13 protein-coding genes are annotated in these 13,169 nt (G+C 44.4%); 11 read left to right on the top strand and 2 right to left on the bottom strand.

Translation table 11 applies throughout. The features are described 5' to 3' along the window. The first annotated feature begins 2 nt into the window (after positions 1-2). The 8 genes from ACESZH_RS13810 (at position 3) to ACESZH_RS13845 (ending at position 9,328) form a co-directional block, all read left to right on the top strand. Positions 3-971, top strand: a complete 969-nt coding sequence (locus ACESZH_RS13810) for a bile acid:sodium symporter family protein (RefSeq protein WP_373217108.1) — start codon at positions 3-5, stop codon at positions 969-971. Positions 972-1,117: 146 nt separating this feature from the next. Beyond that, positions 1,118-1,720 carry a nucleoside triphosphate pyrophosphatase gene (locus ACESZH_RS13815; RefSeq protein ID WP_373217109.1) on the top strand — a complete coding sequence of 201 codons (603 nt, stop codon included), beginning with the start codon at positions 1,118-1,120 and terminating at the stop codon, positions 1,718-1,720. Continuing rightward, positions 1,717-2,385 carry an HAD family hydrolase gene (locus ACESZH_RS13820; RefSeq protein WP_373217111.1) on the top strand — a complete coding sequence of 223 codons (669 nt, stop codon included), beginning with the start codon at positions 1,717-1,719 and terminating at the stop codon, positions 2,383-2,385. The genes ACESZH_RS13815 and ACESZH_RS13820 overlap by 4 nt, the downstream gene beginning before the upstream one ends. Continuing rightward, positions 2,378-3,181, top strand: coding sequence for an HAD family hydrolase (locus ACESZH_RS13825; RefSeq protein ID WP_373217113.1), 804 nt, complete (start codon positions 2,378-2,380; stop codon positions 3,179-3,181). The genes ACESZH_RS13820 and ACESZH_RS13825 overlap by 8 nt, the downstream gene beginning before the upstream one ends. 1 nt (position 3,182) lies before the next feature. Then, positions 3,183-3,440: a glyoxalase gene (locus ACESZH_RS13830; RefSeq protein WP_373217115.1), complete on the top strand. Its 258-nt coding sequence runs from the start codon at positions 3,183-3,185 to the stop codon at positions 3,438-3,440. A 159-nt stretch (positions 3,441-3,599) separates the two neighbouring features. After that, positions 3,600-6,425: a hypothetical protein gene (locus ACESZH_RS13835; RefSeq protein WP_373217117.1), complete on the top strand. Its 2,826-nt coding sequence runs from the start codon at positions 3,600-3,602 to the stop codon at positions 6,423-6,425. A 238-nt stretch (positions 6,426-6,663) separates the two neighbouring features. After that, positions 6,664-8,730 (top strand): molecular chaperone HtpG, encoded by a 2,067-nt coding sequence (htpG, locus tag ACESZH_RS13840; RefSeq protein WP_373217119.1) that lies wholly within the window; start codon positions 6,664-6,666, stop codon positions 8,728-8,730. Positions 8,731-9,004: 274 nt separating this feature from the next. After that, positions 9,005-9,328 carry a sporulation initiation factor Spo0A C-terminal domain-containing protein gene (locus ACESZH_RS13845; protein ID WP_373217121.1) on the top strand — a complete coding sequence of 108 codons (324 nt, stop codon included), beginning with the start codon at positions 9,005-9,007 and terminating at the stop codon, positions 9,326-9,328. Between the two features lie 11 nt (positions 9,329-9,339). Here ACESZH_RS13845 and ACESZH_RS13850 read toward each other — a convergent pair whose 3' ends face one another. Beyond that, on the bottom strand, positions 9,340-9,843 hold the full coding sequence (locus tag ACESZH_RS13850; protein WP_373217123.1) for a DUF5721 family protein: 504 nt from the start codon (positions 9,841-9,843) through the stop codon (positions 9,340-9,342). Positions 9,844-10,055: 212 nt separating this feature from the next. On the opposite strand from ACESZH_RS13850, the gene ACESZH_RS13855 reads away from it, so the two are divergent. Next, positions 10,056-10,895: a DegV family protein gene (locus tag ACESZH_RS13855; RefSeq protein WP_373217125.1), complete on the top strand. Its 840-nt coding sequence runs from the start codon at positions 10,056-10,058 to the stop codon at positions 10,893-10,895. 81 nt (positions 10,896-10,976) lie between these two features. Then, a complete protein-coding gene (locus ACESZH_RS13860; protein ID WP_373217127.1) occupies positions 10,977-11,225 on the top strand; it encodes a hypothetical protein in 249 nt (82 codons plus the stop codon). 113 nt (positions 11,226-11,338) lie between these two features. On the opposite strand, the gene ACESZH_RS13865 is transcribed toward ACESZH_RS13860, so the two are convergent. Beyond that, positions 11,339-11,539, bottom strand: a complete 201-nt coding sequence (locus ACESZH_RS13865) for a cold-shock protein (protein ID WP_008705499.1) — start codon at positions 11,537-11,539, stop codon at positions 11,339-11,341. Between the two features lie 327 nt (positions 11,540-11,866). Between ACESZH_RS13865 and ACESZH_RS13870 the strand changes: the two genes are divergently transcribed. Beyond that, positions 11,867-13,153, top strand: a complete 1,287-nt coding sequence (locus ACESZH_RS13870) for a dihydroorotase (protein WP_373217129.1) — start codon at positions 11,867-11,869, stop codon at positions 13,151-13,153. Positions 13,154-13,169 lie beyond the last annotated feature (16 nt).

Consider the following 13,169-nt stretch of genomic DNA (forward strand, 5'->3'; position numbering starts at 1 on the left):
GTATGAAAAAAATTGAGAGCATTATCTCCGGCCTGACTCGTTATATTGGAATTATCATCATCATTTTTTCCATATTTGCCTTTATCGCGCCCGCCGGTTTTGCATGGGCGACCAATTATACCTCCTGGTTTCTGGGAGCAGCCATGTTCGGCATGGGGCTTACTATAAAGGCGGAGGATTTTAAGGCAGTTTTGATGCGCCCCAAGGAGATTATTATCGGATGTATTGCGCAGTATACGATCATGCCGGTAAGTGCATGGGCATTGTGTATGCTGCTAAAGCTGCCGCCGGATCTGGCGGTAGGAGTCATTTTGGTTGGATGCTGCCCGGGTGGCACAGCAAGTAATGTGATAACCTATATTGCTGGCGGAGATGTCTCCCTGTCGGTGGGCATGACCATTGTATCCACATTGCTGGCACCTATCATGACGCCGTTCCTTACCTACCTCCTTGCCGGTGCCTGGGTAGATGTATCGCTAATAGCTATGATCATTTCCGTGACAAAGGTGATCCTGGTTCCGGTGCTTCTGGGGCTTGTGGTCCATCGTCTCCTGGGCAAAGCCATGGAACGGATTTCGTCTATGGTACCTTTGATCTCTGTGGTCGCCATTGTCATGATCATTGCGGGAATTGTGGCAAACAATGTGGAAAAGATATTGACCTGTGGACTTTTGGTACTTGGTGTTGTGATCTTGCACAACCTTATGGGACTCTTGCTGGGATTGCTGGCATCCAGGATATTTAAAGTGGAATACGATAAAGCTACTGCCATTGCGATCGAGGTTGCAATGCAAAACAGCGGGCTTGCCGTCTCGCTTGCTGCAGCTAATTTTGCTTCCAATCCCCTGGCGACACTGCCGGGAGCGATCTTCAGCGTGTGGCATAATATCTCAGGTTCTGTTTTTGCCAGTCTGAGACGTGCAGGAGCCAAAAAAGGTAATGCCCGGAATCTTATTTTGACAGATAATTGAAAAATATGACGTTTTGCGCGGCGCACTTTCACTGTATGATCAGCGAAGGTGCGCTTTTTCGGTATTGCAGGAGCCATAAGAGGCAAAAAACAGGTTGCACAGATATTTTAGAGAGGTTATACTATTATGTCGGAAAGGTGGATATTATGGAAAAAATAGTATTAGCTTCTGCCTCACCAAGAAGAAGAGAGCTTCTGGAACGGGCAGGCATAGGATTTGCGGTAATCCCCAGTAAAGGGGAGGAAGACATACAGGGAAACTCTCCGGAACAGGTGGTGGAGATGCTTTCCAGGACCAAAGCGTTTTCTGTTGCAGATGAATTAATGGAAAACAGGGAAGCGGAGCTTGTGATCGGAGCAGATACCATTGTGGCTTTTCAGAATAAAATCCTGGGAAAACCGGCTGATGAACAGGAGGCTTTTGAAACTCTGAAGCTTCTTGCGGGGAAGGCTCATCAGGTATATACCGGAGTTACGATCCTTGTGCGAAACGGGGAGAAATGGGAACCCCATAGCTTCAGCGAATGTACGGACGTAGAGTTTTACCCGGTATCCGATAATGAGATCCTGGATTACGTCAAAACAGGAGAGCCTATGGATAAGGCGGGGAGCTACGGTATTCAGGGAAGATTTGGAGTTTACGTAAAGGGAATCAGAGGAGACTATAATAACGTTGTGGGACTTCCTTTAGGAAGATTGTTTTATGAGATGAAGAAACTTGGGATTGATATGAGAGGTATGGAAAAATGATAAAAGCCTGCATTTTTGACCTGGATGGTACATTGGCATATACATTGGATTCCATGGCTTGTGTTGCCAATGAAGTAATGGAAAAATATTCCCTTAAAACGCTGCCGGTGGAGAATTTTAAATATTACTGCGGAAATGGAGCTGACCGGCTGATAGAACGGTGTCTGAGGGATGCCGGAGATGAGGGGCTGATTCATTATGAGGAGGCGAGGAGGATATACAGGGAACTGTTTGACAGAGATCCGCTCTATAAGGTAAGCCATTATCCCGGGATGCCGGAGACGATCAGGGAACTGAGAAGACAGGGCGTGAAGCTTGCCGTCTGCTCGAATAAGCCTCATTTGGCGGCTGTTAAAGTCATCTCAGAGATGTTCGGAGATGGTGAGTTTGATATTGTGATCGGGCAAAGTGATTCCATGCGGAAAAAGCCTGCTCCGGATGAACCTCTGAAAGCAGCGGAGGAAATGGGAGTAAAGCCGGAGGAATGTATGTATTTCGGGGATACCGGCACGGATATGCAGACCGGAAGGGCTGCAGGCATGTATACGGTCGGCGTTTTGTGGGGCTATCGTGACCGCGCTGAGCTGATGGAAAACGGTGCGCAGGCTTTGCTGGAAAAACCGGAAGAGATTTTAAAGCTTTATGGAGAAAGAAAAAATGATTAAGCTGGTTGCAAGTGATTTGGACGGCACCTTGCTGCTGAACGGAGCCCAGGAGCTGCCGGAGGATATTTTCCCTCTGATACGCAGGCTGAAAGAAATGGGTATTTTGTTTGTGGCAGCAAGCGGAAGACAGTATAATAATATAAAACGGCTGTTTCAGCCTGTGGCATCGGATATTGCCTTTATCTGCGAAAATGGCGCTTTGGCTGTCCAGAACGAAAAATTTTTATATGAGGATTTCCTGGATAGAGATCTGATGCTGGATATTATCCGGGCGGCAGATGAAACAGAAGGATTTGAATTCTCATGCTCGACAAAAGAATTTCATTATATTATGCCAAAAACAGAGCATTTTAAAAATCTTCTTCTGAATGTGGTAAAGGTAGATTGCAAAGTGGTGAAAAGTGTGAGTGAGATCACGGAGCCTTGCGTCAAGATGGCGGTTTATGAAAAAGACGGTGTGACAGACGAGGCAATCCGCTATTGGAAGGAGCGATTTGGAAAACGCTGCCGTGTCGTGACATCAGGCTTTGCATGGATCGATTTTATTCCGTTTGGAATTAGTAAGGCGAAGGGCATTCGGAAATTTCAGGAAATGCTTCAGGTTTCCCCGGATGAGTGCCTGGCTTTCGGGGATGAATATAATGATATCGAAATGCTGCAGTCGGTAAAATACGGTTACGCCATGGCACATGCAAAAGAAGGAGTGCGGGCACAGGCACATTATGAAACAAAGCGGGTGCAGGAAGTGTTGGAAAAGCTGATCGCAGCCGGAGGAAAAATGGAGGAGGTAATTTAATATGTATACGGAAGAGTGTATTCGTGTGTTTTTGGAAAAACAGGAGCAGCTTTTTGATGAACCGGTAGCGGAAACCTATGAGGAGGCGGAAGCCTTTCTGGAGGACTGTATGGCTGTCGTGGTAGATTCCATAAAAGAAGTAAAGGAGTATCTTTCCGGAATGGGTGCTGATGTAGAGGGGATGAGTGAGGATGAACTGAAGGAGGCAAGTGAGGTATTTTCGCTTTCCGATGGCACTTATTTAATCGTAGAAGGTTGAGGCAAATTCAAATTACATGAACAAAAACGAGTTTGATATAATAGGACTGAGCAAAATAACAAGAAACAAATATGAAAAATAACTTGTGAAAGTATTTAGAATATGTTACAGTAATGTTACAATTCAAACTTGACAGGGGAATGTAAAGGAGGATGGCATATGAAGCCTAAGAAAATCTTATCAATGGTCATGACATTTCTCATGGTTCTTTCACTGTTACCGTCTTTTGTATTCGCAGCAGAAGCACCGGCAGGGGAGCTGGGCGGCAAGCTGAAGATCAAAGGAACGGCGGCTGTGGGAAGTGTCCTGAGTGCAGATTATACGAAGGTGACACCGGAAGGGCTTACAGATGATTATGTAAGTATTACATGGTCCAGAATGGTCGGTGACCAGGTTACAGAGGTAAGTAAAGAAAAGACTTACACGTTGGTAGACGAAGACCTGGGAAATAAGATCCAAATGAAGATCACAGGTGTGACAGAGCTTGGTGTAACCGGCGAGATGAAAGCAAATACGGTTGCGATCGCAGCTACACCGGAGGAAGCGCCGGCAGAGACTACGGAAGAAAAAAACGATGAGGGAGCCGAAACAGGTTATGTGGAGGAACCTACAGTCGATGAGATCCCTGGAGGAGAAGAGGATGTGCTTCTGTTAGATCCGCCTGCAGAGGAGTTAGGAGAGATACCGGAAGCAGTGGATGAACAGGGCGTACCGGCTGATCAGGCAGAGGTTATGCAGCCTGCTGAGAATACGCAGGAAGAGTATATTCCGGAAACAGCAGATGATGACAGTGTTGACAGCAGCGTTCTTGATATTGGAACAGAAGAAACTCTCGTTGTTCCGGAAGGTGGAGAGCCTGCAGAAACACCGGATGCCGCAGTAGAGCCTTTGACTTATGAGGCTGTGGCAGTTGTGGACAATGAGAATGGCGTGATGGATTTCGGTACTCTTGAAGAAGGTTATACCGAAGTTCCGGCAGAACAGTATGTAACCATTAAGAATACTGGTACTGGAACACTGAACTTTAACGGAATCGCGCCAGAGCATTTTATGGCGCAGGATATTATGGCACCGTTGGGCGCAGGAGAGTCCGTTACGTTGTGGATCGTCCCGAGAGAAGGAATCGCGGCAGGGATTTACCAGGATCCCATTACCTATACCACAGAGGAAGGGATAAGCGTATCTTTTGATGCTGCTGTTACCGTAAATGCGCCTCAGGCACAGGATAATGGAACAGATACAGTAGTCACAGACCCAGCAGTCACAGACCCAGCAGATCCGGTTGTGACAGACCCAGCAAATCCAGCAGATCCGGTTGTGACAGACCCAGCAAATCCAGCAGATCCGGTTGTGACAGATACACCAGATCCAGCAGACCCGAGCGTGACAGATACGCCAGATCCTGCGAACCCGGTTGTGACAGATACACCAGATCCAGCAGACCCGAGCGTGACAGATACGCCAGATCCTGCGGAGCCAGTTGTAACAGGTACTCCGGACCCTGCAGATCCGGATGTGACGGTCACTCCGGAACCAACTGTGATACCTGAACCGCCAAAAGCAAACGTACAGGCCACAGAGGGATTGACAGACGGTGCTCTTACCTTTGACACGATCAAACAGGGGCAGCAGGCACCAGCGGCAAAGACGGTTAAGCTGTTTAACAGCGGTGATAAGGATGTCGTGCTCCAGCCGGTAAGCAACAATTTCCAGATCACTGCAGCAGAGGGCAGCTTTGAATTAAAAGCCAACTCAGCTCTCACTCTGAATGTGGCTCCTGCAAAAGCAGAGGCTGGAACTTATGATGAAACCATTACTTTAAAGGAAGCTGATACAGAAAATGTTCTGCTCACCTTTAGCGTAAAATATACAATTGCTGATGCCGATAACCCGAATCTTTCCGCATCAGCAGCACCAGTTTTTGAAAGTATGGAAGAGGGTTACGCACAGGCTCCGGCAGCCCAGACGGTGACTCTTACTAATACAGGCAACATTCCTCTCACAGAACTTTCTGTTGAGGCTGGCGGACAGGAATTTAACGTAAGTGCTCTTTCCGCAGCAACGGTAGATGTAAACGGCACAGTAACCTTTAATGTGGCTCCGATCGTGGGTCTGAAGGAAGGTACACATGTCCAGAGTATTACAGTAAAAAGCAAGGAAGCACAGCCTGTAACTGTGACCGCAACCTTTACGGTAACAGCAGCAGCCGTGAAGCTTACAGGAGTAAATAAACCCGGTGATATCAATCTGGCGAACGGTGTGGAGAAATCTGCAGCAGGTTTAAAGCTTCCCTCCAGTGTTACCATTAATACCAATAAAGGAAGCATGAATGCTTCTGTGACCTGGGATGTAAAGGGTTGCGCTTATAACCAGAAAAGTACGGACGCACAGAAGTTTTCTGTAAAAGGTACTATTGCTCTCCCGAATGGAGTTACAAATCCAGACGGACTTAATCTGATCACCTCAGTAAATGTAGTTGTAAGCCGTGCTCCCAAGATCGCGGATGCGGCAAATAACAGCATTACAGGTATCAGCGCTGACGGTGCTTATACGACGGAAACAAAGATTACCTTCACCGCAGTCGGAGCAGGTATGGACAATACAAGCCCTATTAAGGGAGATACCAGATACCTTCCGTTGTATTGGGAAGTCCTGGAAGCAAGAAGCTGGGACAGCGCTCCATATTCCGCAACATTCCGTATGGGCAAGAACGGCAGTTATACACTGACTGTTACCTATAACCAGCAGAAGTTTGACGGAAGCAACTGGGCAAGTACCGGAACACAGGACACCAAGCAGGTAAGCTTTTCTGTATCTGCAGCCGGAAATGTAACGGTTACACCGGCAGCAAATAAGGCAGATGCAAATCAGAAGAAAGCAGTTCAGACAGGCGATGATACACCAATCATGACCTTTGTTATCATCCTTGTGGTGGCAGTGGTATTGATTGCCGGAATTCTTGTTTACCGCAAGAAAAAAAGATGAGCTGTAGAGTGGAGCTATCATAGGAAAATCAAGAGGAAGCCTTAAATGGCTTCCTCTTTTTATAAAAATTATTTTGTTAGCACTCGAATAAAATGAGTGCTAAATTTCTCTTGACTTTTCTTGTGAATCGTATTACTATATATTTCAGAATTTAAGTAGCTGGTCACGTGTGAGAAGGAAAGCGGCAAACACACGGGCTGATACAAATAAAATCAAATCATAAAGGAGAGTGAGCTGCATGGCTGAAAAGCATGGTAGTTTGTCAATTAACAGCGAGAATATTTTTCCGATCATTAAGAAATGGTTGTATTCTGACCATGACATTTTTGTAAGAGAGATGGTTTCCAATGGTTGTGATGCGATCACAAAATTAAAGAAACTGGATGTAATGGGAGAATACACCCTGCCGGATGATTATAAGGCAAAGGTAGAGGTTATCGTAAATCCAGAAGAAAAGACCTTGAAATTTATTGATACCGGTATTGGTATGACTGCTGATGAGGTGGAGGAGTATATCACCCAGATCGCATTCTCCGGTGCTACCGAGTTCCTGGAGAAATATAAGGACAAAACAACGGATGATCAGATCATCGGTCATTTTGGACTTGGATTTTATTCTGCATTTATGGTAGCAGATGAGGTTCATATCGATACACTTTCCTATAAAGAAGGTGCTGCTCCTGTACATTGGACCTGTGACGGCGGTACAGAGTACGATATGCAGGATGGTAATAAGACGACAGTTGGTACGGAGATCACCCTTTTCCTCAATGAAGACAGCGTGGAGTTTTCCAATGAGTACAGAATGAGAGAGGTCATTGAGAAATACTGTTCCTTCATGCCTGTAAACATTTATCTTTCCAAGGAAAATGCAGAACAGGAATATGAGACCATTGAGGAATCCGAGCTTCGTGAGGATGATGTGGTAGTTGAGCATATCCATGAAGAAGCAAAAACTGAGGAAAAAGAAAATGAAAACGGAGAAAAAGAAATCGTTGAGATTTCTCCGGCTAAGGATAAGGTTAAGATCAACAAACGTCCTGTATCCTTAAGTACGCCTGCTCCGCTGTGGATGAAGCATCCAAACGACTGCACAGATGAAGAATATAAAGAGTTTTACCGCAAAGTCTTTATGGACTACAAGGAACCGTTATTCTGGATCCATTTGAATATGGATTATCCATTTAACCTGAAAGGTATCCTGTACTTCCCGAAGATTAATACAGAATATGATTCTATTGAAGGAACCATCAAGCTGTACAACAATCAGGTGTTTATTGCAGATAATATTAAGGAAGTGATTCCGGAATTTCTGCTTCTGTTAAAAGGTGTGATCGACTGCCCTGATCTGCCGTTGAATGTTTCCAGATCAGCGCTGCAGAACGATGGCTTTGTGCAGAAGATTTCCGAATATATTACAAAGAAGGTTGCTGACAAGCTTACCGGTATGTGTAAGACAGATCGAGAAGCCTATGAGAAATATTGGGATGATATCAGTCCGTTTATTAAGTATGGCTGTATCAAGGATACAAAGTTTGCAGATAAGATGAATGACTATATTCTTTTTAAGAATATTGATGGAAAATATCTTACCCTGAAGGATTGTATCGAGGAAAACAAGAAGCCGGAGGACACTGCTGAGGAAGCAGAAAAGACTGAGGGTGAAGAGAACAAAGATACAGATGCTTCCGATGATAAAAAAGAGCCGGAGAAGACAACTATTTTCTATGTGACCGATGAAGTGCAGCAGGGGCAGTACATCAATATGTTCCGTGAAGCAGGAAAAGATGCGGTTATCATGAAGCATAATATTGACACCCCATTTATTTCACATCTGGAGCAGAAGGATGAGCATATCCAGTTCAAGAGAATTGATGCAGACCTGACTGAGGAGCTTCGTGAGGACAGTGAAGCTGACGAGGAGATGGGAAAAACACTCACAGAGCTTTTTAGAACCAGCCTGAAAAACGACAAGCTGGAGGTTCGTGTTGAGAAGTTGAAAAATGAGAAGGTGGCTGCTATGATGACACTTTCCGAGGAGAGCCGCCGTATGCAGGAAATGATGAAAATGTACAATATGTACGGTATGGATCCTGGAATGTTCGGAGGACAGGAAACACTGGTGCTCAATGCAAAACATCCGCTGGTTCAGTTTGTGGCAGACAATAAAGAGGATTCCAAAGCTCCTCTCATCTGTGAGCAGCTTTACGACCTGGCAATGCTGAGCCATAAGCAGCTTTCGCCGGAAGAGATGACACGTTTTGTGCAGAGAAGCAATGAAATTCTTATGATGCTTACTAAATAAATAGTCAAATATATGGTACAGGGGCCAATTGCCCCTGTATTTTTGCGTATTGACAAAGCTGTTGGTGCGTACATATTCTATTGGCTGTGGACGGCGCTGAGATACTAACAGTTCGAGGCGAGCTCTATTTTTATCGAAGAAGAACGAAATTTTTAGGAAATTCGAAAACTTAAGAAAAAAGTCGTATAATGAGGTGAGATAAGCAAGGAAATTACGGCAGTAAAGTTCGGTAACAGGCGGCAAGGCAAGGGATTCAAGGAGGAACACTAAGGAAATGAAAAAGGTTTATGGGTTGATCAGGAAATTAGGCGTGACATCAAAATATAAAGGATATTATTTTCTGGCAGAAGCCATTCACATGACTATGGAATTCCAGGAGAGACCCATAAAAATTACAAAAGATATTTATCCGTGTCTGGCGAAAAAATTTAAATCCACACCTATGAATGTCGAACATGATATTCGGACAGTTATCAATGTGTGCTGGGAAACAAACAAGGAAAGGATGGAACAGATAGCTGGTTATTCTCTGAACTACAGGCCAACAAACAGTGAATTTGTTGATATGATGGCATACTATCTCAAGGAGGAAGAGTAGAATAACAGAGATTATAATTCTTCAAAAAGAATGTGATTCTGGCTGAAGAAATCCAGGATTGTGCTGTTCCAAAGCTGCTCCAGATGTTTTGTCTGCATAAAGGTATTGAAAGAGATACCGGTTGTACAAAGAAGAGTTTTATTTTTGTACTGCAGATTTAAATAAAGTCCGCTGATACTGTCTGCTGACAGACCTGGTTCGGAATGCTTAAGGAGTGATATGGTTTTCTTGTAAGAAAGCTGTAAAACGATCTTGAAGTATAAAGGGGTGCGTCTTCCGCGGATAATAGAATAGCAGTAAGGCTTTACCTCTTTCCATAGGGAATAGGTCCGCCCGGTCCCGGCTAGAATCTCTTTTTCATCATTGTCGAAGAAATTCTGCTGCAGCTTTCCGTCTATAGTAAACCTGTTATACGTAGAGATTTCAGCGCTGTTCAACCAGAAATGGTCAAAAACTTCACCGATAAACAATTTATTGGTAAAATCTTTCAGATCAGTAATTTTTAGAGCAAGCATTTCATAACTCCTTTCGTTTCGGTAATACTTATTATAGCATGTTCACACTAGATTCGCCCAGCGCCTGCGGCTTGTGCTCATCAAGTGTTCACATTATAAATCATTTATCAAAAAAAGAACAGAGTTTTAAAAAAAGTCTTTTCAAATATATGGTAATATGATATGATTATCTGGTATTCAAAACTACATATAATAGAAAAGAGGACGATATTTTGAGTTATAAAATTGTGATAGATAGCTGTGGAGAATTGTTGGAGGAGTGGAAGCAGGATGAGCGTTTTGAATCCATACCGCTGACCCTTATGGTAGGGGGAGAGGAGATTGTGGACGATGCGAGCTTTGACCAGGCGGATTTTTTGAGAAAGGTTGATGCCTGTCCGGAGTGCCCGAAATCAGCGTGCCCGTCCCCGGAGCGCTATCGGGACGCTTTTGACTGTGAGGCTGACCATGTTTATGGAGTCACCTTGTCTGCCGAATTAAGCGGCTCTTATAACAGCGCTGTTTTAGGGGGGAATCTTCTTAAAGAGGAAAAACCCGGCAAAAAGGTTCACATTTTTAATTCACGTTCCGCATCTATCGGACAGACTCTGATCGCCATGAAAATCCAAGAATGCGAGGAAGCCGGACTTCCTTTTGAGGATGTGGTGAGTATCGTGGAAAAATATATTGAGGGGCAGAACACCTTTTTTGTTTTGGAGAATCTGGATACACTGCGGAAAAACGGACGTCTCAGCAAGGTAAAGGCGCTGGTGGCAACAGCCCTTAAGATTAAGCCTGTTATGGGATCGACCCCGGAGGGCACTATTTGCCAGCTCGATCAGGCAAGAGGCATGAACAAAGCTCTCGTAAAAATGGCAGAGCATATTGTGGAAAAAACAGTGGACAGCGAGCATAAGGTCCTGGCAATTTCTCACTGCAACAGTGCAAAACGGGCGCAGATGCTGAAAGAAGCCCTTCAGGAAAAGATGAAGCTTTCAAAAATTGTGGTCCTTGATACTGCAGGAGTCAGCAGTATGTATGCAAATGACGGCGGTATTATAGTAGCAGTCTGACAATACTCTTTTCTTTTGAAAATAAATATGCTATAATAGGACAAATACTATATGAGTCAGCATGACAAAAGGAGATAGATTATGAGTCAGAAGAAAGTTGACATTTATAAGCAGCAGAAGGCAAACCGTGAAAAGATCATGAAGAAAGAGAAGCTGATCCTTACCCTGGAGAAGTTGGCAGCTTTGGTGATTTGCCTTGTTGCAGTTTGCTGGATCGGTTATTCCGTATACGGAAAGGTAACAGAGGGTCAGACAGAAACTGAGGTGGAAACCGTTATGGATACTTCCGCGCTGGATGATTATCTGTCAGGAATTGCTGAAGCAGAATGAAATGATTAAAAAATAAAAAACCCCGGATTGAGAAAATCCAGGGGTTTTTTATTAGTGTTAGGTTTAATCTACATGGTGCCAATACACCAAACAATTATCAGAATTATAATAAATTATAATTTAGTAACGTTTGCTGCCTGCATTCCACGAGCGCCTTCAGTCAAATCATAAGTCACAGCCTGGCCCTCTTCGAGAGACTTGAAGCCTTCACCATTGATTGCAGAAAAGTGAACGAAAACATCTGCTCCGTCTTCGCCGGTAATAAATCCGTAACCCTTTTCAGCGTTGAACCATTTTACAGTTCCTTTGTTCATTTTGTTACCTCCATAAAAAATAAAAGTTAAAAGCAGTTTTCTGGCGAAAAAAAATCACCAGATTTTACAGACTATATCATGTAATATATAATCTCTAAAAACTAGTGATTTTACATTAAATAATCTTTTTTACGACTTGATTATATAACCAGTTTTAAGAAATGTCAAGGATTAATGAGAATAGTTGGTAAAAAACTGTTGTTGCTGTTTTTTCGGCGGCAGATACGGGCGGGGGTCTGAAAAAAAGGGCTTTATTAAATTCAGGTTTTCGTGTATTATGTAGCTTAGAATATGATTTGAAATTTATACCAGAAGGGAGAGATTCATATGGGTATTCTGATTCGGGGTGGACGCATGATCGATGCAGCCACCGATACGGATATCATTGGAGACATTTATCTGGACGAGGGTGTTATACAGGAAATAGGTAAAAAGCTGACGAAGAAACAAGAGGATGACAGAGTGATTGACGCGGATGGCTGTCTGGTGCTGCCAGGCTTGATCGACCTTCATGTACATTTCCGTGATCCGGGTCAGACCTATAAGGAAGATATAGAAACCGGTTCACGGGCAGCAGCGAGGGGTGGCGTGACTACGGTGGTCACCATGCCGAACACCTCTCCTGTGATCGATAGCCCGGACAGGGTGAATTATGTACACAATAAGGCTGCTCAGGTTTCCGGCATTCATGTTTTACAGGCCGGAGCTATGACAAAGGGGGAATTGGGCAAAGAGCTGGCTGATATCGCAGGTATGGCGGAAGCAGGAGTGCCTGCCCTTTCCGAAGACGGAAAATCCGTCATGGACAGCAAGCTGTGCAAGGAAGCTATGAAAGAAGCTGCAAAAGCGGGACTTCCTGTTTTTGACCACTGCGAGGATATGAGCCTTCGCGGTAACGGCTGCATGAACGATGATGAAAATGCCAGACGGCTGGGTCTGCCGGGCATCAGCAATTCTACAGAGGACGTGATTGCTGCCAGAGATATTATCCTGGCACTGGAGACAGGTGCGCATCTTCATCTTTGTCACTGTTCCACAGAGGGAGTTGCCCAAATGATGAAAGTATTGCGGGATCAGGGCGTGAAAAATGTGACCGCTGAGGTTTGCCCTCATCATTTTATACTGACTACAGATGACATTGAACGGGATGACCCCAATTACAAAATGAATCCGCCGATTCGCACCAAAAAGGATGTGGAGGCATTAAAAGAAGGACTGAAGGAAGGCTATATCCAGGTTATCAGCACAGACCATGCACCCCATGCCCAGAAGGATAAAACTGGTTCCATGAGAAACTGTGCGTTTGGTATTGTCGGGCTGGAGACAAGCTTTGCTTTAACCTACACAGAGCTTGTAGAAAAAGGTGTTCTGACTATAAAGCAGCTTGTGGAAAAGATGAGCTTAAATCCTGCGCGTATCCTGGGACTGGAATGCGGCACCCTGCAGGAAGGACACCCTGCTGACGTGATCGTGGTGGATGTAGAACATCCATATAAAATTGACAAGACCAAATTCGTCTCAAAAGGCCGGAACACACCTTTTAATGGACGTGAAGTAAAGGGAAAAGTCCTTTATACCATTTGTGACGGCAAGGTTGTGTACAGCGAAAAATAGATACAAAAAGATAATA

Source organism: Ruminococcus sp. 5_1_39BFAA (genome assembly GCF_964240875.1).
Taxonomy (GTDB): Bacteria; Bacillota; Clostridia; order Lachnospirales; family Lachnospiraceae; genus Blautia_A.